We start from the raw sequence: 19676 nt of genomic DNA on the forward strand, positions 1-19676 counted from the left end.
AACTCAGGCGCCGAGTCTGCGCGCGATGGCCGTCGTGACCATCGGCACGCCGACGCGCAGCAGCTTGCGCACGCCTTCGTCGCTGCCGACTTTCTCCACCGCGTTGTCGATCATCGCCTGCATCACGCTCGCCGGATAAAACTCGCGAAACAGCTCGTTGGCGCCGGCTTGCTCGAACAAGTGATGCAGGAACGACCCGACGGGCGGCCCGATGCGCTTGAAGAGCCCCATCTTGACGACCCGGTTGTTCCACAGATGCAGCGTGTACGTGTCGGAACAGAGCGCCGCGCACTCTTCGAAATAGCGCGGCAGGAACACCTTGTAGTAATCGTTGAAATGCACCGGATAGAACAGGCTCTCGGGAAGCCCGGCCTTCACGCCGTAGACGGCGGTCAACAGACGAGGGCCGGTGTCGCCCCACTTCAGTGCGGTGCCTTTCATCGCTTCGATCCGTTCGATTGCCTCGTGCAAGCGCGGCTGATCCGGATCGAGCCTCAGAATCGCATTGCAGATGCTCGTCTGGTTTTCCCGTCCGATCAGATCGCCCTTGGCGTTGAGATCGAAATCACGAAGCAGCAGCATGTCGGTGTCGACCCAGATCTCGTCGGTCTTCGTGAACATCACGAAGCGGAAATAGTCGGTGAAATGCTGCATCGACGGCACCCCGCAAATCGGGAAGTCGTTCAGCGAATCGCGCGGCAATATCGTGGTCGCGTCCTTCGCGGCTACGCCGGGCGGCAATCCGGCGATCGGCTCGTAGCTATAAAGCGCGACCTCGCTGCCGTACTGCGTGAACGAACTTAGGCAGGCGACTTCATAGGGAGAAAGTTCCGGGCCGTGCCAGAACGATGCAAATCTTGCCTTGCGCATATGTCATCCGGGGGGAGCGATCATGCGGCGCAACATAGGCGCCGAAGCTGTGTAACGATCCTAGACGGGGACGGCACAGGTCAGACGTAAAGGGCTTGAATCACACAGGAGTTGTCGCAAAACGTTGAGTTCAGTGCGACCGGTCGGCGATTATGGGCGGGACTATGTCGTATTTGGCGAATCCAGTTGCGCAAGGCGACGCGTCGAACGGGACAGGCAAGATCGTGGGCTAAACTGCGGAACACCGGCCACGCGCGGAAGTAGCAAGCGATGGGCCATGCGGCAGCCCATGCAGCGATAACGACGATATTCAGGAGACACGATGAACCTCGACGGCGAGACTTACGATTCGCTCACGACCAATTTCACGTGGCGCATTCCACCGCGCTACAACATCGGCGTCGATGCATGCGACAAGTGGGCCGATGGCTCGGGGCGTCTCGCGCTGATCTATGAAGATGCCGAAGGCCGCGCGACCCGCTATACGTTCGATGAACTGAAAGCGCTGTCCGACCGCTTCGCCAATGCGCTGCTCGCGGCGGGCGCACAGCGCGGCGAGCGCATCGGCATCTTCCTGTCGCAATCGATCGAAACGGCCATCGCACATCTCGCTGCCTACAAGGCCGGCATGGTCACGGTGCCGCTGTTCGCGCTGTTCGGCGTCGACGCGATCGAGCATCGGCTCGGCGATAGCGGTGCGGTCGCACTTGTCACTGATCACGCCGGCGTGCAAAAGATCGACGAAATCCGCGCCGCGCTGCCGGAGTTGCGACACGTGTTCAGCGTCGATATCGAGCAGGATGACGAAGCATCGGACGCGCCCGTGAGGTCGTTCTGGCAGGCGTTGCATGGCGCTTCCGCTGAGTTCACGCCGGTCGATACCGCTGCGGACGAGCCGGCGATCATCATCTATACGTCGGGCACGACCGGAAAACCGAAGGGCGCGTTGCACGGGCATCGCGTGTTGCTCGGCCATTTACCCGGCGTCGAGATGTCGCAGCAGGGCTTTCCCGCGCACGCGACGCTGATGTGGACGCCCGCGGACTGGGCGTGGATCGGCGGTCTGTTCGATGTGCTGCTGCCGTCGTGGCATCACGGCGTCGCGGTGCTCGCGCGCCGTTTTGCGAAATTCGACGGCCACGCCGCGTTCGATCTGCTCGCGCGTCACGCGGTCTCCCATGCGTTTTTACCGCCGACCGCGCTGAAGATGATGCGCGGTGTCGAGCGGCCCGCTCATCTGCGGCTCGCGTTGCGCTCGGTCGCGAGCGGCGGCGAATCGCTGGGCGAGGAACTGATCGGCTGGGGGCGCGACGCGCTCGGCGTGACGATCAATGAGTTCTACGGGCAGACCGAGTGCAACGTCGTGGTGTCGTCGTGCGCGGCGCTGTTCGAGCCGCGCTTCGGCGCGATCGGGCGCGCGGTGCCGGGGCACCATGTCGCGATCGTCGATGCCGCCGGCAACGAACTGCCGCCCGGCGCGATCGGCGATATCGCGGTGGCCGCGCCTGACCCGGTGATCTTTGTCGGCTACTGGCGCAACGAAGCGGCGACGCGCGAGAAATTCCGCGGCAAGTTTCTGCTGACCGGCGATCTCGGCACGCGCGACGCGGACGGCTTCATTCGCTTCGTCGGCCGCGGCGACGACGTGATCACGAGCGCCGGCTACCGGATCGGGCCGGCATCGATCGAAGATTCGCTGCTGCGTCATCCGGCCGTCGCGATGGCCGCCGTGGTCGGCGCGCCCGATCGCGAGCGCACCGAAATCGTGATGGCGTTCGTCGTGCTGAAAGCGGGCTTCGTCGGCGACGATGCGCTGGTGCGCGAGATCCAGCAGCACGTCAAGACGCGTCTGGCCGCGCACGAATATCCGCGCGAGATTCGCTTCGTCGAAAGCCTGCCGATGACGGCCACCGGCAAGGTGATCCGCAAGGCGCTGCGCGAGGCGTTGGGGGAGACCGGCGCGCACGACCCGGACGCGGTCCCACCGGCAAAAAACTGAGTCTGCTACGATGACCCACCCACGATGAGAATCACAGCGGAGACATGGAATGCGCCCCGAGAGTGCCATTCGTTTCGATCAGGAGTTCGCGCCGCGCATTGCCGAGGCGATCGCCGCGTGCGTCGCGACGACCGTTCACACCGACGTGCTGCCGCATGGCGAGCCGGGGCAGCCCACCCGCGTGCGGATTCACGCAACGCCGCTCGATGAACTCGGTCATTACCCGCATCCGTTGAATCTGTATCTGACCTGGGACAGCGATGAAATAGAAAGACTGATGGGCGAGCAGGGCGTGACGCGCTTCGCCAGATATCTGGCCGCGCTGCCGCGCAAGCTCAATGCGTGGACCCAGGCGCGCGAACTCGATTTCTCCACGCACACGCAGGGTGAGCCGGTTACGTTGATCGGCGGGCTCGATTTCGAAGCGTAGACGCCCGCGCGCGATTGCGGGTTGGCGGGTGTGCGCTCGAGATAGCTGGATAAAAAACGGCCGCTGTGCTCGAAGAGCCAGCGGCCGTTACTTTTGCAGCGTTGGCTGACAGCGACGCTCAGCCGCCCTGCGCCGGATCGCTGATGCTGTCATTGCCCGTCTCGACGTGACCGGCGATGCGGCGTGCGAACGTCGGGTCGGTATCGACGGTGATCGCGAGATCGTACCAGCCGTATGCTTTGCGCAGATCGAGGTACAGATTGTCGGTGTCGCCGCCGCGCACCCAATGCTTGATCACATGGTTCCTGTCGTACGCGTTGACGATCGTGAACTGGCAACGCGCGCTGCCGACGTTCTCGAGCCGCAGTTGGAGATTGCCGTTCGCGACATCGTAGCCTTCGGCGACGGCGGGCCGTGCGGTATCCGAACCATTCCACCAGTTCCGCGCAACCACTTTGCCCGCGAAGCGGCGCAGGAAGCCGTTCGGTCCGTGCACGCTGAAGTCGTAGCTGCCATCGGCATTGAGCATCAGCGTGTCCTGCAGATGCTTGCCCGCTTCGACGGTATAGCTGCGCGGCGCGTCTGCGCTATTGGCCGCGTACACGAGGAACACGGCGCCCGCGCGGCCCGTGTTGACGAAGCGCATCGTCAGCTTGCCGTTCGCGCCTTCGTCGACGCGCACGAACAGTTCGTACGGCAGCGCGCGTGCCGGGCACACGCCCGCTTCCTGCTTCGGCACCGTCTGCACCGTCGGCGCTTGCGGCACGTAGTCCGGGTGACGGTTCTGGTCGGGCGGCACGTAACCGCTCGTGCTCGGCAGCGACGGCACCGACGCGTTCGGATTCGCGAAGTTGAACGCGGAGGTCAGATCGCCGCACACCGCGCGACGCCACGGCGTGATGTTCGATTCGCCGAGATTGTGCCGGTGACCGAAGCGCTTTTCGATGAATTGGATCACCGACGAGTGGTCGAATACTTCCGAGCATACGTAGCCGCCTTTGGACCACGGCGACACCACCAGCATCGGCACGCGCGGTCCGAGCCCGTACGGCCCGGCGACGTTCTTCGGATCGCCCGCATAGATCTCGTTCGTGATGTCGACGGTCGACAGACCGTTCGCGCTCGACGCGGCCGCGAACGGCGCGGCGATGTGATCGAAGAAGCCGTCGTTTTCGTCGTAGTTGATCAGCAGCACGGTCTTGCTCCACACGTCCGGGTTCGACGTGAGGATCTGCAGCACCTGGTCGATGTACCACGCGCCGTAGTTGGTCGGCCAGTTCGGGTGTTCGCTGTACGCTTCGGGCGCGACGATCCACGACACCTGCGGCAGCGTGCCGTTTTGCACGTCGCGCTTCAGGATGTCGAAGTAGCCGTCGCCGTTCGCCGCGTTGGTGCCGGTACGCGCATTGTCGTACAGCGGGTTGCCCGGCTGGGCGTTGCGGTACTGGTTGAAATAGAGCAGCGAGTTGTCGCCGTAGTTGCCGATGTACGCGTTCTGCGTCCAACCCCACGAGCCGTTCGCGTCGAGCCCGGTGCCGATGTCCTGATAGATCTTCCACGAGATGCCCGCGTTCTGCAGCACTTCGGGGAAGGTCGACCAGCCGTAGCCGAGCTCCGAATTGTCGATCACCGGGCCGCCGCCGCTGCCGTCGTTGCCGACCCAGCCGCTCCACATGTAGTAGCGGTTCGGATCGGTCGGGCCCATCAGCGAGCAGTGGTACGCGTCGCAGATCGTGAATGCGTCGGCGAGCTGATAGTGGAACGGGATGTCATCGCGCGTCAGGTAGGCCATCGTGGTCGCGCCTTTCGACGGCACCCACTGATCGTTGCGGCCGCCGTTCCATGCGGCGTGCGTGGTGCCCCAGTCGTGCGCGAGATCCTGCAGGAATTGCAGGCCGAGGTTCGGCGCGCTCGGACGGAACGGCAGCACGTAGCCGGCGCCGGTGGTATCGGTGGTGAGCGGCTGATACCACACCGGCTGGCCATTCGCGAGCTTGATCGCGCGCGTGTCGCCGAAGCCGCGCACGCCCTTGAGCGTGCCGAAGTAGTGGTCGAACGAGCGGTTCTCCTGCATCAGCACGACGATATGCTCGACGTCGCGGATCGTCCCGGTGCGGTTGTTGGCCGGAATCGCGAGCGCATTGCGGATGCCGGGCGGCAGCATGCTCAACGCGGTAAAGGAACCGGCGGCTTGCGCGGCCGAGCGCAGAAAATCACGGCGATTTGTTGAGGTCATGGTTGTGGCTTAGATCTTCGGTGGAGGAAAAAGGCACGGGGAAGACGACTTGCGGTACTGAAACGGCAATGCTGCGTCGGACGCGCGAAGGCAGGCTAGTCTCCGCGCGCGGCGCGATTCTCAATCGACGGTATGGATGACGGGGCGGGCAAGCGGCGGCGCAGCGGCGGACAAGGCCGTGCCGGCTTCGGATGCCGGTGCCGCTGGTGTCTGGATCGTCAGCGTCGGCGGCGCGGGGTCGGCCGGCGGCGGGGCGATCGATGGGTCGCCCGGGCTGGCGGCGGAATGTTCCGTTGAACTGATCGTATCCGTGCTCGGGGGCGGGTCGTCGTTGCTGCACGCTCCCGCTAGCGCGCACAGCGCGATGACCGCCACGGCGCCGGTCAAACGTTTGCGGCGCGGCGCACGAATCGGCTTCGACACGAAAGGCATGGCACTGTCTCCGGGCGAGGAAGGGATGCCTCGCCATCGATGTGCCGAGGTCAGCGATGCGCAAGCATAATCGCCGAACCGTGTAATTTTTATGAAGTATCGGTAACAGCCACGGCGCCGCTTATCGCTGCGCGCGGACGAACGCAGCGATCGCGTCGTTGAGCGCGGCGGGCGCATCGCGATGCGGCGAGTGTCCGCACGCGTCGAGCTTCACGAGTTTTGCATGCGGCACGCGCGCGCCGATCCTATCGATCTGCGCCATCGTGCCGTAGTTATCGTCGTGGCCCTGGATCGCGAGCAGCGGTCGGCGGATCGGCGCGAGCGCCTCGACGATCGACCACTGCCTGAACCCGGGATCGAGCCAGATATCGTTCCAGCCGTAGAACGCGGAATCGACGTCCGCGTGATAGCGGGCGAGCTTCGCGCGTAGATCGGTGGTTTCGTAAAGCTGCTTCATCTGGGCGATGCTTTGCACCGAGATGTCTTCGACGAATACGTGCGGTGCGATCACGACCGCGCCCGCGAGCGCATCGGGATATAGCGCCGCGTACAGCAGCGCGATCGAACCGCCGTCGCTATGGCCGATCACCCACATGCGCTGGCGTTGCCGCAAGCCGATATCGAGCGCGTCGAGCAAGGCGGGGAGAATGTCGCGCGCCTGCGCGGTCATGAAATCGACCGGCCATTTCTCGTCAGGCGCACGCGGTGTCGAGAGTCCGTAACCGGGCCGCGAATAGACGAGCCCGCGCATGCCGAGCCGCTCGCACAACGTCTGCGGCCAGTCGCGCCACATCGCGATCGAGCCGAGCCCTTCATGCAGGAAGACCGCGATCGGTGGATCGTCGTGTTGAGCATTCGCCTGCTCGTTGACCCATTGGTACTCGATGCGCAGCGGCCCATGCGACGTGGTCGCCGGCAGTTCGGCGAAGCCGCTGGCGGGATTCGTGGAGGGAGCAGCAGGGGCGGTACCTCGGTTCTGCATCAATGAAACACCTATGACAGTTCACGTAGTTTGAAGCGTTGAATCTTGCCGGTGGCGGTTTTCGGCAGATCGTCGGTGAACACGATATCGCGCGGATACTTGTGCGGCGCGAGCCGTTCCTTGACGAAGGCCTTCAGTTCATCGGCGAGCAGGTCTGAAGGCATGAAGTCGCGCTTGAGCACGACGAACGCGCGCGTTTTCACGAGTCCGCCATGATCGACGCCGACCACCGCCGCTTCGAGCACCGCCGGATGCGCGACGAGCACCATCTCGACCTCGACCGGCGACACATACTGGCCGCTTACTTTCAGCATGTCGTCGCTGCGGCCCGCGTAAACATAACAGCCGTTCGCGAGACGCCGATACTTGTCGCCGCTTCTGATCCATTCGCCGAGAAACGTCGCGCGTGTTTTCTCGCGATTGCTCCAGTACATCAGCGCCGCGCTCGGCCCCTTGATGAACAGATCGCCGACTTCGCCGTCGGGCACCGGCCGCCCGGCCTCGTCGCGCAACTCGACTTCGTAGCCCGGCACGGGGCGCCCGGTCGTGCCGTATTCGACTTCGCCCGCGCGATTCGACAGGAAGATGTGCAGCATTTCCGTCGAGCCGATGCCATCGAGAATCTCAGCGCCGAAGTGCTCGGTGAAGCGTTCGCCGACATCGCGCGGCAACGCCTCGCCGGCCGACGCGCACACGCGGATCGCGACGTCGGCGCGCGCGGGCAGATTCGGCGACACCAGCATGTTCGCGTACAAGGTCGGCACGCCGTAGAACACGGTCGGGCGATGCTTGACGAGGCGCGCGAAAATCGCGTCGGCGGTCGGGCGCTCGGCCATCAGAATCGCGGTCGCGCCGACCGACAGCGGAAACGTCAGCGCATTGCCGAGCCCATACGCGAAGAACAGCTTCGCCGCCGAAAACACCACGTCGCTCTCGACGATCCCCAGCACCGGCTTCGCATACAGCTCGGCGGTCCAGTACAGATTCGCATGCGTGTGGACGGTGCCTTTCGGTTTGCCGGTCGAGCCCGACGAATAGAGCCAGAAGGCGATGTCGTCCGCGTTGCTCGCGCAGCCTTTGACGGCGGGTGTGGCGGTATCGACCAGCGTTTCGAAGCGGGGCGCCGCGAGCGGCTCTCCAGGGGAAGCGTCAGGCTGCGAGACGATCAGCTGGCAGCCGTCGTCGTCGATGCTGCTCAGCGCCTCCGTCAAGTTGGGCAGCAACGGTTCCGACACGATCACCGCGCGCGCATGGCTGTGCGTCAGCATGTACGTGTAGTCGGCGGCGGTCAGCAAGGTGTTCGCGACGACCGGCACGATGCCCGCGTACAGCGCGCCGAGAAACGCGACCGGCAACGATACGGTGTCGAGCATCACGAGCAGCACGCGCTCCTCGGGATGCACGCCGAGCGCGCGCAGTGCGCTGGCGCAACGCCGCGCGCGCTGTTCGAGCTCACCGTAGGTCATCGCGCCGTGGTCGTCGATATAAGCGACCTTGCGCGCGCGCGCTTCGTTCAGCTGGAACAGATGCGTCGCGAAGTTGAACAGCGGGGGCGGCGGCGCAACCGGCTCGCGCGTGCTCGTTTCCAGCAGGGCTTCCATATGTCTCCTCCGTCCGTGGACGCGTCCGGCTTTTGTATGCGCGTGATCCGCTCGATGCTTGCCGCTCCCGGCTCACGCGCGCGTGAATTCGATCGCCCCTTGCGGCAGCAGATACAGCACCAGCGCCTGGCCATTCGCGACGGTCGGACGATGCGCGGAGCCGGGGCCGTACACGCACCAGCCGGCCGGATGGCCGTCGAACGTCGCGCCTTCGGTGAGCGGCATGATCAGATCGATCTCGCCGTGCGGATGGACGTGGTGCGGACCGGCAATGTCCTGCATGTCGACGACGTCGACGGAAAAGCCGTGCGTGTCGGGCAGCGCCTTGAAGATGCGGCCGTAGCGGATGCCGCCGGCCTCGCGGTTGCACAGCCAGCCTTCGGCGACGCCTGTACGGCATGCGCTCGCGAGTTCGTGAAAGGTGGGGCTATCGGCGGGCCAGATGTCGTTCAGCCAGTCGGCGAGCGAAGCGTCGAGCGGCCGCCCGGCGAGGTGCCTAGTGACACCTGCGATCAGGCGCTGGAATTCCTGTGCGGACATGCGAGCCTCCAGAAGCGCGCTCACGCAGGCCGGAGGGCCGGCCCCCGGAACTTTGTTGCATGCGTGGTGCGGCGCCGTCTCCGTGACGCGGCCGGAATGCAGGGCGGCGCGCGCCTGTGTTTGTGATTGGATCAGCTTTTGGCGAAAATTAAACCGTTCACCTGGTGCGTGTCAAGCACTATAGTACATGTCTCGTAGTCAAGAGGTCGCAAAACATGAACCAAAAGTATCCACCCGCACCGTTGGACGCAACCGACGACGCGGCCCGCGCCGAACGCACCGAGCGCGCGGGCGACCGCGCGGCCGAACGCGGCGGCGAGCGCGAAGAGCGCGACCCGTTCCTGACCGCGATGGGCGAGCGCGTGCGTTTGCTGCGCGCTCGCCGCGGCATGACACGCAAGACGCTGGCGGCCGAAACCGGTTTGTCGGAGCGGCATCTCGCGAATCTCGAATCGGGCGTCGGCAATGCGTCGGTGCTGGTGCTCCGGCAGCTCGCGGCCACGCTGAACTGCCCGCTCGCCGAGGTGATCGGCGACGAAACCACTGCGTCCGCCGAATGGCTTCTGATCCGCGAACTGCTGCAGGGGCGCGACCAGGCGGCGCTGCAGCGCGCGCGCATCGCGCTTGCGGAGATGTTCGCGCAGGCGCCGCGTGACCCGCATCGCAAGGACCGCATCGCGCTGATCGGTCTGCGCGGCGCGGGCAAGTCGACGCTCGGACGCATGCTCGCGCAGGAGCGCAAGGTGCCGTTCATCGAGCTCACACGCGTGATCGAGCAACTGGCGGGTTGTCCGCCGTCGGAGATTCATTCGCTGTACGGCGCGAGCGCGTATCGACGCTACGAGCAGCGCGCGCTCGAGGCAGTGATCCACGAGCATTCGCGCGCGGTGATCGCGTCGCCTGGCGGACTGGTGTCGGAATCGGGCACGTTCAACGTGCTGCTGTCGCACTGCTTCACCGTGTGGTTGCAGGCGACGCCCGAGGAACATATGCGCCGCGTCGTCGCGCAAGGCGATCTGCGGCCGATGTCCGGCAACCGCGAGGCGATGGACGACCTGAAGCGCATCCTCGCGGGGCGCGCCGAGCTGTACGGGCGCGCCGACATGACGTTCGACACCAGCGAAAAGACGCTCGCCGATGCCTACCTGCAGTTGCGCGACCGTCTCGCCGCGCGGCTCGCGGCGGAAGCGCCTGACGAAGCGCGCGTGAACTGACCGATCGGGCAGTAGGGTTTCCACTTAAAAATGCATTAAAGTGCTTTACGGTGGTATGACGATGCACTATTGTTCAAAAAAACAGATTGCATCGTCCAGTCAGGAGACGCCCCATGTCCACAGCACCTGCCGTCGTTGCCGAGGCGGCGCCGGTCGACTACCGCACCGAGCCGTCGCAGTACAAGCACTGGAAGCTCAGCTTCAACGGTCCGGTCGCGACACTCGGCATCGACATCGCCGAGGACGGCGGCATTCGCGACGGCTACAAGCTGAAGCTCAATTCGTATGACCTCGGCGTCGACATCGAGCTGCACGACGCGATCCAGCGCATCCGCTTCGAGCATCCGGAAGTTCGCACGGTGGTGGTGACGAGCCTGAAGGACCGGGTGTTCTGCTCGGGCGCGAATATCTTCATGCTGGGCCTGTCGTCGCACGCATGGAAGGTCAACTTCTGCAAGTTCACGAACGAAACGCGCAATGGCCTCGAAGATTCGTCGCGCCATTCGGGGCTGAAGTTTCTCGCCGCGGTGAACGGCGCGTGCGCGGGCGGCGGTTATGAACTCGCGCTCGCCTGCGACGAAATCTATCTGATCGACGATCGTTCCTCTTCGGTGTCGCTGCCAGAAGTGCCGCTGCTCGGCGTGCTGCCCGGCACTGGTGGTCTCACGCGCGTGACCGATAAACGCAAAGTGCGCCACGATCGCGCGGATATTTTCTGCACGGTGGTCGAGGGAGTGCGTGGCGAGCGCGCGAAGGCATGGCGTCTCGTCGATGAAGTCGTGAAGCCGAACCAGTTCGAGCAGGCCATTCAGGCGCGCGCGCTCGAACTCGGCGCGCACAGCGATCGTCCGGCCGATGCACAGGGTGTCGCGCTCACGCGCATCGAACGCACGGATCGCGAAGACGGCCTCGGCTACCAAACCGTGGACGTGACCATCGATCGTGCGAAACGGGTGGCGACCTTCACCGCGCGCGCGCCGCGCACCGAGCAACCGACCGAGCTCGCCGCGATCGTCGCGGCCGGCGCTAACTGGTGGCCGCTGCAATTCGCCCGCGAACTCGACGACGCGATCCTGTCGATGCGCACCAACGCGCTCGACATCGGCACCTGGGTGTTCAAGACCGAAGGCGACGCGCGCCATCTGCTCGCCGTCGATGCGACGCTGCTGCAGCACAAGGATCACTGGTTCGTGCGCGAAACGATCGGCATGCTGCGTCGCACGCTCGCGCGCCTCGACGTGTCGTCGCGTTCCATCTTCACGCTGATCGAGCCGGGTTCGTGCTTCGCCGGCACGTTCGCCGAACTCGCGTTCGCCGCCGATCGCACCTACATGGCGGCGCTTCCCGACAACGAGGACGAGGAGCCGTCGATCACGCTGTCGGAAGTCAACTTCGGTCTGTATCCGATGGTCACGCATCAGTCGCGGCTCGCGCGGCGCTTCTACGAGGAAGCCGAGCCGCTCGACGCGGTGCGCGCGCTGATCGGCCAGCCGGTCAAGGCGCTCGATGCCGAGCGCCTCGGTCTCGTTACCGCGTCGCCGGACGATATCGATTGGGCCGACGAAATCCGCATCGCGCTCGAAGAGCGCGCGGCGATGTCGCCCGATGCATTGACCGGCCTCGAAGCGAATCTGCGCTTCAACGGGCCGGAGACGATGGAGACGCGCATCTTCGGCCGTCTCACCGCCTGGCAGAACTGGATCTTCAACCGGCCGAACGCAGTGGGCGACAAGGGTGCGCTCAAGGTGTACGGCAAGGGCAGCAAGGCGCAATTCGATGTGTCGCGCGTGTAATCGGCATCGCGCTCACACCGACCAAACGACGCCGCTTGCCGATACGCGCCTCTCGCCACTGCAGCTTCCGAATAGGGAATCGACCCAGGGAACCGACCATGTCCTCGATCAACTACAGCGAAAAGATTCCGAACAACGTCAACCTCGCCGACGACCGCGCACTGCAGCGCGCGCTCGAACAATGGCAGCCGAACTTTCTGTCGTGGTGGGGCGACATGGGCCCGGAAGGCTCGCACAGCTACGACGTGTATCTGCGCACCGCGGTCAGCGTCGACGCGGGCGGCTGGGCGCACTTCGACTACGTGAAAATGCCGGAGTACCGCTGGGGTATTTTCCTCACGCCGGGCGAGCAGGATCGCAAGATCCACTTCGGCGAGCACAAGGGCGAGGCCGCGTGGCAGGACGTGCCAGGCGAGCATCGCGCGAACCTGCGCCGCATCATCGTCACGCAGGGCGATACGGAGCCGGCTTCGGTCGAGCAGCAGCGTCACCTCGGCTTGACCGCGCCGTCGCTGTACGATCTGCGCAACCTGTTTCAGGTCAACGTCGAGGAAGGCCGGCATCTGTGGGCGATGGTGTATCTGCTGCATCGCTACTTCGGCCGCGACGGTCGCGAGGAAGCCGAAGCCTTGCTCGGCCGCCGCTCGGGCGACGAAGACAATCCGCGCATTCTCGGCGCGTTCAACGAGAAAACGCCGGACTGGCTCGCGTTCTACATGTTCACGTACTTCACCGACCGCGACGGCAAGTTCCAGTTGTCGGCGCTCGCGGAGTCGGGCTTCGATCCGCTCGCGCGCACCACGAAGTTCATGCTGACCGAGGAAGCGCATCATATGTTCGTCGGCGAGTCGGGCGTGTCGCGCGTGATCCAGCGCACCGCGCAGGTGATGAACGAGCTCGGCAGCGACGACGTCGCGAAGATTCGCGCGGCCGGCGTGATCGACCTGCCGACCATCCAGCGCTATCTGAACTTCCATTACTCGGTCACGATCGACCTGTTCGGCGCCGATCATTCGTCGAACGCGGCGACGTTCTATAGCTCGGGCCTGAAGGGGCGCTACGAGGAAGGCAAGCGCGACGACGATCATCGGCTGAACGAGCATAGCTACAAGCTGCTCGACGTGCAGGACGGCAAGCTCGTCGAGCGCGAGGTGCCGATGCTCAACGCGATGAACGAAGTGCTGCGCGACGATTACATCAAGGACTCGGTCGCGGGCGTCGGGCGCTGGAACAAGGTGCTCGAGAAGGCCGGCATCGACTTTCGCATGACGGTGCCGCACAAGGCTTTCAACCGGCAGATCGGCACGTTCGCGGGCACGCGGGTGTCGCCCGATGGCCGCGTGATCAGCGAAGCCGAATGGGCCGCCAATGAAGCGACGTGGCTCGCCACGCCGGAAGACCGCGCGTTCGTCGCTTCGCTGATGGGTCGCGTGGCCGAACCGGGCAAGTTCGCGAACTGGATCGCGCCGCCCGCGATGGGCGTGAACCGTCAGCCGGTCGATTTCGAATACGTGCGCTTCAACTAGGGCCTGTGCGCAGGCCCTGGCAGCCGAAGCACGAAAGGCGCGCCACGCGCGCGCCGTATTGCGAGGTGGAGGAAGTCATGAACGGCCCAGTATCGGTCGAAGTTCTGCGGCAGCATCTGATCGATCCGGAGATCTGCATTCGCTGCAATACCTGCGAAGAGACCTGTCCGATCGATGCGATCACGCACGACGACAACAACTACGTCGTGAAGGCCGATGTCTGCAACGGCTGCATGGCCTGCGTGCCGCCGTGTCCGACCGGCGCGATCGACAACTGGCGCACGGTGCTGAAGGCCGACGCGTATTCGATCGACGAGCAGTTCACGTGGGACGTGCTGCCGGAGCAGAACACGATGGCCGTGCCGGCTGAAGAAACAGTGGCCGCTTCCGCCGCGGGCGACAGTTCCGCCGAAGCCGACGGCATCGAAGTCGACACCGTGCGCGGCGCGGTCGTGCCGCCGTGGTCGGCTGCGAAGCCGTACGTGAATCTGTACACGCACAAGGCGCCGACCACCGCGACGGTGGTCGGCAACTACCGGCTCACCGACAGCGCCACATCGAGCGACATCCATCACATCGTGCTCGACTTCGGCTCGATGCCGTTTCCGGTGCTCGAAGGCCAGTCGATCGGTATTCTGCCGCCGGGGGCTGCCGCCGACGGCCGCGTGCACCACGCGCGCCAGTACTCGATCGCGAGTCCGCGCGACGGCGAGCGGCCTGGCTATAACAACGTGTCGCTGACGGTGAAGCGCGTGTCGCAGCAGCGCGGCGACGCAATCGACGGCGTCTGCTCGAACTATCTGTGCGATCTGAAGAAGGGCGACGTCGTCAACGTGATCGGTCCGTTCGGCAGCACCTTCCTGATGCCGAATCATCCGAACTCGCATCTGCTGATGATCTGTACTGGCACCGGCTCCGCGCCGATGCGCGCGATGACCGAGTACCGCCGGCGCAAGCGCCTGAAAGGCGCGACCGGCAAGCTGATGCTGTTCTTCGGCGCGCGCACCAAGGAGGAGTTGCCGTACTTCGGTCCGCTGACGAATCTGCCGAAGGATTTCATCGACACCACGCTCGCGTTTTCGCGCACGCCGGGACAGCCGAAGCGCTATGTGCAGGACGCGATGCGCGAACGTTCGGCCGACGTTGCGAACCTGCTGAAAGACGACAACACCTATATCTACGTGTGCGGCCTCAAAGGCATGGAGGATGGTGTGCTGCAGGCGCTCGAGGATATCGGCGCGCAGCATCAGCTCGATTGGCAAGCGCTGTGGGCGAAGCTGAAGCGGGAAGGGCGGCTGCATCTCGAGACGTACTGACGTACTGACGGACTGATCGCGCGCGAATCATTTTGAAAATCGCGGACGATTTGCTACAGTCGGCCCACGCAGCCGGCCGCGCGCCGGCATCCCCTCGCCAAACGCGGCAGTCCGCCACCTGCGCAGCCACTCAGACCGGAGCCGTCCGATGAAACCGATTCGTTCACTCGCGATGGCCGCGCTATTGCATGCCGTCCTGGCGCATCCGGCGAGCGCCGACGAGCTCGCGCAGATCAAGGCGTCGGGCGTGTTCCGGATCGGCACCGAAGGCACGTACGCACCTTTCACGTATCACGACGAGGCGGGCAAGCTGACCGGCTTCGACGTCGAACTCGCCAGCGCGATCGCGCAGCGTCTCGGCGTCAAGCCGCAATTCATCGAAGGCAAATGGGATGGGTTGATCGCCGGTCTCGACGTCAATCGCTACGACGCGGTGATCAACGAGGTCGCGATCACCGACGAGCGCAAGCTCAAATACGATTACTCGAACCCGTACATCACGTCGCACGCGGTGCTGATCGTCGCCTCCGACAACACGACGATCAGATCTTTCGATGACCTGAAGGGCCGCAAGTCGGCCAACACCCTGACCAGCAACGTCGGCCGCATCGCGGCCGCGCACGGCGCGCAGGTGATTCCGGCGCAGGGCTTCGACGAATCGATCGATCTGCTCGTCACGGGCCGCGTCGATGCGACCGTCAACGATTCATTGTCGTTTCTCGACTATAAGAAGCGCGTGCCCGACGCGAGGATCAAGGTCGTCGCGGTCGATACGTCGCCCGATAGCAGCGACAAGTCGGCGGTACTGATCCGCAAGGGCAATCCGAAGCTGCGCGTCGCGATCGACGATGCGCTCGCCCGCATGAGAAAAGACGGTACCTATCAGCGGATTTCGCTCAAGTACTTCGGCCGGGACGTGTTTCAGTGAACCTCGGCCGACTTTGACGCGAATATATTCAGGTCAAAAAAGAAGGGGCGTCGTCGAGACGCCCCTTCTTCATTGCCATCAGCCCGTTGAACATGCGGCGTGCCGCGCGTTCAACGCGGCAGATCCAGGCGTCATACCGTCGCGTCGCTCAGCGCGGCGTCGAAGAAACGCTCCTGTGCATCCGCGTTCACGCGGGCATACGCGCGGTTCACGCCGCTGATCACCGCACGAATCGACGCGGTGATCAGGTTCGCATCGACACCGACGCCGAACGCGCTGCCGGCCACATCGGCGCCGGCCATTTCGGCGATCGCGATCGCGCGCGCATCGGCGCCCTGCGTGAGCGCGCGTTCCTCGTAGTGCTGGATGCGCACGGGCACGTCGAACGCGTTCATCAGCGCGTCGAGCGGGCCGTTGCCGGCGCCCGTCAGCACGCGCGGCGTGCCGTTGATTTCGACGTTGAGCCTGATGTGCTCGCGGCCGTCGTGCTCGGACAGGCTGTGGCCGACATAGCGGACCGGCTCCGCCGTGCGCACGTATTCCTGCTGGAACAGTTCCCAGATCTGCGCCGGCGTGACTTCCTGGCCGCTGTCGTCGGTGAAGCGCTGCACGGCCGAGCTGAAGTCGACCTGCAGGCGGCGCGGCAACACGACGCCGTAGCTCTGTTCGAGCAGATACGCGATGCCGCCCTTGCCCGACTGGCTGTTCACGCGAATCACGGAGTCGTAGGTGCGGCCGAGGTCGCTCGGATCGATCGGCATGTACGGCACTTCCCAGATCGCGTCCGGCTTCTGCGCGGCGAAGCCCTTCTTGATCGCGTCCTGGTGCGAGCCCGAGAACGCGGTGAAGACGAGGTCGCCGACATAAGGATGACGCGGATGGATCGGCAACTGCGTGCATTCCTCAGCCGTGCGCGCGACTTCGTTGATGTTCGAGAAATCGAGCTCGGGATCGACGCCTTGCGTGTACAGATTCAACGCGAGCGTGACGAGATCGACGTTGCCGGTGCGCTCGCCATTTCCGAACAGGCAACCTTCGACGCGATCCGCGCCCGCCATCACGGCGAGTTCCGCGGCGGCGACGGCCGTACCACGGTCGTTATGCGGGTGGACGGAGACGATCAGCGAATCGCGACGCGCGAGATTGCGGTGCATCCATTCGATCTGGTCCGCGTAGACGTTCGGCGTGGCCATTTCGACGGTGGCCGGCAGATTGACGATCGCCTTGTGCTCAGGGGTCGGTTGCCAGATGTCGAACACCGCGTCGCAGACTTCCTTCGCGAATTCGAGTTCGGTGCCGCTGAACACTTCCGGGCTGTATTGCAGCGTGAAGTGCGTTTCCGGCTGCGCGTCGGCGAGGCGCTTCACCGTGCGCGCGGCCTTCTGCGCGAGCTCGATCACGCCGCTCTTTTCGAGGCCGAACACGATCTTGCGGAAGTCCGGCGCGGTCGCGTTGTACACGTGGACGATCGCGCGCGGAGCGCCGCGCAACGATTCGAACGTACGCTCGATCAGATCGTCGCGCGCCTGCGTGAGCACTTCGATCGTCACGTCGTCGGGAATATGGCCGCCCTGGGTCAACTCGCGCACGAAGTCGAAATCGGTCTGCGACGCCGACGGAAACCCGACTTCGATTTCCTTGAAGCCGATCTGCACCAGCGTCTTGAACATGCGCATCTTGCGCTCGGCGTTCATCGGCTCGAACAGCGCCTGATTGCCGTCGCGCAGGTCGGTGCTCATCCAGATCGGCGCGCGCGTGATGGTGCGCGACGGCCACTGGCGATCCGTCAAATTGATCGGCTTGAACGAACGGTACTTGGTAGCGGGGTTTTTCAACATTTTCATCATCCGAGGGAGAGACCGTGGAACGGGTGTCGACCGGACGACGAAAACGCGATACTGGGCCGCCGGTCGGAAACCGGGGCTGGGTCAGTTACTGGGGATTCAAGCGATGCTTCGGTGTATCAGAGAGAAGCGGACGCGCGCAGCAGCAGACCTAGCCCGGTAGAGCGGGCTAGTAGTAGCGATAGGGTGGTCTGGGCGCGGTACATAGTGCGCAATGGGAACATATTATTGAGATTGCGTCAAGGGCACGCAGTGTGCTCGTGCCGCGTTCGATTCACGGGTGAGCTCACGAGGCGTCGTCAATTCATTGAGCAGGAGGCGAACATGAACAGGGTAGCGTGGATATCCGCCGTCGCAAGGATCTGCGCGTGCGCGGCGTTGGCGTGCGGGTTCGTCGGGCAGGTCGGCGCGCAGGGGCTCAGCGCGCAGAACGACATGAACGCGCCGCAGAACAGCACGCGCCTGATGCCACATGCGGCGCTCGGCAGCGAGTATCCGACGCACGGCAACCAGCAGGCGGGCGAGCTGAATCTGAATCCGACCGATCCGCGCGCGCAACTGGTCAACGGCTTGCCGAACAATCCGAGCGCGGGCGGCTATGGCGCGCCGCTGGCGGGCGTGCGCACTTATGTGCAGCCGCCGCGGCCGGCGGATTGAATTCGTCGACGCCGGGACAGTGTTTCGACCGGGCCCCGCGTTGCTCATCCGCCGGACAAAAGCCGCAGCGTATCGTTGTTCAACAACACCGATAAGCCTATCGCGAGCAGGATCAGCGGCAGCAGCGCCGAGCCGTACCGCCGGATTGGCGCGCCGAGCAACGGATGATCGACGAGCCATGCCGCGCCCGCGCACCACAATCCGATCATCACGATGAACACGAGCGAAACCAGCGCGTTCTCGGCGGGGGTATGGCTTGCGTACAGCGGCACGTAGACGGCGAGGTTGTCCGAGCCGTTGGCGATGGCGACGCTCGCGACGGTCCAACTCGATGAGCCGCGAATGAATGGCGAAGCGCTTGTGCGGCCGTCCTCGCCATCCTCGTTGGCGTCATGCCGAGCGTGGCCAGGACCGAAGCGCTGCCACGCCTTGTACAGGCCCACGACGATCGGCATCAAGCCGAGCAGGCCCACATAACCGGCCGGCAGGCGCGTGAGCAAGGCCGCGAGTACGAGCGCCGCGGCGACCAGGATCAACGATCCCGCGTACTGTCCCGCGATCACGCGGCGTCGCTCCGCGCCCGCTTCGGTCAGAAAGCCGAGCAGCACGAACAGGTTGTCGATATTGGTCGCGGCGTAGGCGACGATTGCGAGCAGGACGAGGCTGAGCATGAAGAAGCCGGAGTCGTTACCGAGGGAGAGTCGCCTGGAATTCGCCGCGCCATATGGGCAACGGGCGGCCGGTCAACACGATGCCGATGCGCGGCGTCAAGGTCAAGGTCAAGCGGCTACAATGACCGGGGCTTCGAACAACGGAACATCGATGAAGATTCGCCTTCTCTCTATTGCCTGTCTCGCATGCGCCGCGGCGCTGCTGGGGGCCTGCACGATCGTCACCCGCAACTCGAGCGCCTGCGAGCAATTGATGCGCAGCAAGCTGGCCGAGCCGTCGTCGGGAATGTCGTCGGATAGGCTGCGGGTCACCCATCGCGGGGCCGCGATTCGCGGCTCGCGGGTCGTGGTGGAGGGGACGATCGAGCATGCGGTGAGCGCGTCCGCGACGGCGGCTTCCGCGCCGCTCACCGCGTCGGCGTCGCAAGCGGCCTCCGAGGTCAAGGTGGCCGCCAAGCCGGCCCAGCCGTCGAAGGTCCGCACGCCGGCCGCCGCCGAATGCACATTCCATGGCGAACAGCTCGACGTATTCCGCTGGCTCGCGCCGCCGCAGCTGGCCACGCCGGCTGCACAACCGGCCAGCTCGGCGGGCTGAGTTCGCGCCCGCGCGGCGCACCGTTGCTGCGCATCTAACCCA

17 protein-coding genes are annotated in these 19676 nt (G+C 64.7%); 9 read left to right on the forward strand and 8 right to left on the reverse strand.

Annotated features, from left to right (window positions below; translation table 11 throughout):
• Positions 1 to 3: 3 nt before the first annotated feature.
• Positions 4 to 870: a hypothetical protein gene (locus ACLFKU_RS00265; protein ID WP_410847804.1), complete on the reverse strand. Its 867-nt coding sequence runs from the start codon at positions 868 to 870 to the stop codon at positions 4 to 6.
• Positions 871 to 1192: 322 nt separating this feature from the next.
• Between ACLFKU_RS00265 and ACLFKU_RS00270 the strand changes: the two genes are divergently transcribed.
• Both ACLFKU_RS00270 and ACLFKU_RS00275 read left to right on the forward strand, forming a co-directional pair.
• A complete protein-coding gene (locus ACLFKU_RS00270; RefSeq protein ID WP_410847805.1) occupies positions 1193 to 2869 on the forward strand; it encodes an acyl-CoA synthetase in 1677 nt (558 codons plus the stop codon).
• Positions 2870 to 2918: 49 nt separating this feature from the next.
• Complete coding sequence (locus tag ACLFKU_RS00275) at positions 2919 to 3299, forward strand: DUF5594 family protein (protein WP_368586513.1); 381 nt, start codon at positions 2919 to 2921, stop codon at positions 3297 to 3299.
• Positions 3300 to 3417: 118 nt separating this feature from the next.
• On the opposite strand, the gene ACLFKU_RS00280 is transcribed toward ACLFKU_RS00275, so the two are convergent.
• From ACLFKU_RS00280 to ACLFKU_RS00300, 5 genes are all read right to left on the reverse strand, one after another.
• Positions 3418 to 5535 carry a phosphocholine-specific phospholipase C gene (locus tag ACLFKU_RS00280; protein WP_410847806.1) on the reverse strand — a complete coding sequence of 706 codons (2118 nt, stop codon included), beginning with the start codon at positions 5533 to 5535 and terminating at the stop codon, positions 3418 to 3420.
• Between the two features lie 120 nt (positions 5536 to 5655).
• Complete coding sequence (locus ACLFKU_RS00285) at positions 5656 to 5967, reverse strand: hypothetical protein (protein WP_368586511.1); 312 nt, start codon at positions 5965 to 5967, stop codon at positions 5656 to 5658.
• A gap of 121 nt (positions 5968 to 6088) precedes the next feature.
• Positions 6089 to 6949 carry an alpha/beta fold hydrolase gene (locus ACLFKU_RS00290; protein ID WP_410847807.1) on the reverse strand — a complete coding sequence of 287 codons (861 nt, stop codon included), beginning with the start codon at positions 6947 to 6949 and terminating at the stop codon, positions 6089 to 6091.
• 11 nt (positions 6950 to 6960) lie between these two features.
• Complete coding sequence (locus tag ACLFKU_RS00295; protein WP_410847808.1) at positions 6961 to 8550, reverse strand: benzoate-CoA ligase family protein; 1590 nt, start codon at positions 8548 to 8550, stop codon at positions 6961 to 6963.
• A gap of 72 nt (positions 8551 to 8622) precedes the next feature.
• On the reverse strand, positions 8623 to 9090 hold the full coding sequence (locus tag ACLFKU_RS00300; RefSeq protein ID WP_410847809.1) for a DUF4863 family protein: 468 nt from the start codon (positions 9088 to 9090) through the stop codon (positions 8623 to 8625).
• 215 nt (positions 9091 to 9305) lie between these two features.
• On the opposite strand from ACLFKU_RS00300, the gene ACLFKU_RS00305 reads away from it, so the two are divergent.
• From ACLFKU_RS00305 to ACLFKU_RS00325, 5 genes are all read left to right on the forward strand, one after another.
• Entirely contained in the window at positions 9306 to 10304 is a 999-nt protein-coding gene (locus ACLFKU_RS00305) for a helix-turn-helix transcriptional regulator (RefSeq protein ID WP_410847810.1), read from the forward strand.
• A gap of 113 nt (positions 10305 to 10417) precedes the next feature.
• A complete protein-coding gene (gene boxC, locus ACLFKU_RS00310; RefSeq protein ID WP_410847811.1) occupies positions 10418 to 12097 on the forward strand; it encodes a 2,3-epoxybenzoyl-CoA dihydrolase in 1680 nt (559 codons plus the stop codon).
• Positions 12098 to 12195: 98 nt separating this feature from the next.
• On the forward strand, positions 12196 to 13623 hold the full coding sequence (gene boxB, locus ACLFKU_RS00315; protein ID WP_410847812.1) for a benzoyl-CoA 2,3-epoxidase subunit BoxB: 1428 nt from the start codon (positions 12196 to 12198) through the stop codon (positions 13621 to 13623).
• Positions 13624 to 13700: 77 nt separating this feature from the next.
• Positions 13701 to 14939, forward strand: coding sequence for a benzoyl-CoA 2,3-epoxidase subunit BoxA (gene boxA / locus ACLFKU_RS00320; RefSeq protein WP_368586504.1), 1239 nt, complete (start codon positions 13701 to 13703; stop codon positions 14937 to 14939).
• A gap of 148 nt (positions 14940 to 15087) precedes the next feature.
• The gene (locus tag ACLFKU_RS00325) at positions 15088 to 15867 is read left to right on the forward strand and encodes an amino acid ABC transporter substrate-binding protein (RefSeq protein ID WP_410847813.1); all 780 of its coding nucleotides are present in this window, start codon (positions 15088 to 15090) and stop codon (positions 15865 to 15867) included.
• 131 nt (positions 15868 to 15998) lie between these two features.
• Here the strand turns inward: ACLFKU_RS00325 and leuA are convergent, their stop codons facing one another.
• Positions 15999 to 17705, reverse strand: a complete 1707-nt coding sequence (gene leuA / locus ACLFKU_RS00330; protein ID WP_410847814.1) for a 2-isopropylmalate synthase — start codon at positions 17703 to 17705, stop codon at positions 15999 to 16001.
• Between the two features lie 330 nt (positions 17706 to 18035).
• Between leuA and ACLFKU_RS00335 the strand changes: the two genes are divergently transcribed.
• Positions 18036 to 18368, forward strand: a complete 333-nt coding sequence (locus ACLFKU_RS00335) for a hypothetical protein (RefSeq protein WP_368586501.1) — start codon at positions 18036 to 18038, stop codon at positions 18366 to 18368.
• Between the two features lie 44 nt (positions 18369 to 18412).
• Here the strand turns inward: ACLFKU_RS00335 and ACLFKU_RS00340 are convergent, their stop codons facing one another.
• Positions 18413 to 19039 (reverse strand): cadmium resistance transporter, encoded by a 627-nt coding sequence (locus ACLFKU_RS00340; RefSeq protein ID WP_410847815.1) that lies wholly within the window; start codon positions 19037 to 19039, stop codon positions 18413 to 18415.
• 151 nt (positions 19040 to 19190) lie between these two features.
• Here ACLFKU_RS00340 and ACLFKU_RS00345 point away from each other — a divergent pair, with 151 nt between their 5' ends.
• Positions 19191 to 19634 (forward strand): hypothetical protein, encoded by a 444-nt coding sequence (locus tag ACLFKU_RS00345; RefSeq protein WP_410847816.1) that lies wholly within the window; start codon positions 19191 to 19193, stop codon positions 19632 to 19634.
• Positions 19635 to 19676 lie beyond the last annotated feature (42 nt).

Origin of the sequence: Paraburkholderia sp. EG304 (assembly GCF_046543485.1) — a bacterium.
In the GTDB taxonomy this organism is placed as follows: domain Bacteria; phylum Pseudomonadota; class Gammaproteobacteria; order Burkholderiales; family Burkholderiaceae; genus Paraburkholderia; species Paraburkholderia youngii.

What these genes read in the sequence shown, in the direction of transcription:
- boxC (WP_410847811.1), top strand. Translation starts at nt 10,418, where the DNA reads ATGTCCACAGCACCTGCCGTCGTTGCCGAGGCGGCGCCGGTCGACTAC.
- boxB (WP_410847812.1), top strand. Translation starts at nt 12,196, where the DNA reads ATGTCCTCGATCAACTACAGCGAAAAGATTCCGAACAACGTCAACCTC.
- ACLFKU_RS00290 (WP_410847807.1), bottom strand. Translation starts at nt 6,949, where the DNA reads ATGCAGAACCGAGGTACCGCCCCTGCTGCTCCCTCCACGAATCCCGCC.
- ACLFKU_RS00340 (WP_410847815.1), bottom strand. Translation starts at nt 19,039, where the DNA reads ATGCTCAGCCTCGTCCTGCTCGCAATCGTCGCCTACGCCGCGACCAAT.
- ACLFKU_RS00335 (WP_368586501.1), top strand. Translation starts at nt 18,036, where the DNA reads ATGAACAGGGTAGCGTGGATATCCGCCGTCGCAAGGATCTGCGCGTGC.
- leuA (WP_410847814.1), bottom strand. Translation starts at nt 17,705, where the DNA reads ATGTTGAAAAACCCCGCTACCAAGTACCGTTCGTTCAAGCCGATCAAT.
- ACLFKU_RS00305 (WP_410847810.1), top strand. Translation starts at nt 9,306, where the DNA reads ATGAACCAAAAGTATCCACCCGCACCGTTGGACGCAACCGACGACGCG.
- ACLFKU_RS00325 (WP_410847813.1), top strand. Translation starts at nt 15,088, where the DNA reads ATGAAACCGATTCGTTCACTCGCGATGGCCGCGCTATTGCATGCCGTC.
- ACLFKU_RS00345 (WP_410847816.1), top strand. Translation starts at nt 19,191, where the DNA reads ATGAAGATTCGCCTTCTCTCTATTGCCTGTCTCGCATGCGCCGCGGCG.
- ACLFKU_RS00285 (WP_368586511.1), bottom strand. Translation starts at nt 5,967, where the DNA reads ATGCCTTTCGTGTCGAAGCCGATTCGTGCGCCGCGCCGCAAACGTTTG.
- ACLFKU_RS00280 (WP_410847806.1), bottom strand. Translation starts at nt 5,535, where the DNA reads ATGACCTCAACAAATCGCCGTGATTTTCTGCGCTCGGCCGCGCAAGCC.
- ACLFKU_RS00275 (WP_368586513.1), top strand. Translation starts at nt 2,919, where the DNA reads ATGCGCCCCGAGAGTGCCATTCGTTTCGATCAGGAGTTCGCGCCGCGC.
- ACLFKU_RS00295 (WP_410847808.1), bottom strand. Translation starts at nt 8,550, where the DNA reads ATGGAAGCCCTGCTGGAAACGAGCACGCGCGAGCCGGTTGCGCCGCCG.
- ACLFKU_RS00270 (WP_410847805.1), top strand. Translation starts at nt 1,193, where the DNA reads ATGAACCTCGACGGCGAGACTTACGATTCGCTCACGACCAATTTCACG.
- ACLFKU_RS00300 (WP_410847809.1), bottom strand. Translation starts at nt 9,090, where the DNA reads ATGTCCGCACAGGAATTCCAGCGCCTGATCGCAGGTGTCACTAGGCAC.
- boxA (WP_368586504.1), top strand. Translation starts at nt 13,701, where the DNA reads ATGAACGGCCCAGTATCGGTCGAAGTTCTGCGGCAGCATCTGATCGAT.
- ACLFKU_RS00265 (WP_410847804.1), bottom strand. Translation starts at nt 870, where the DNA reads ATGCGCAAGGCAAGATTTGCATCGTTCTGGCACGGCCCGGAACTTTCT.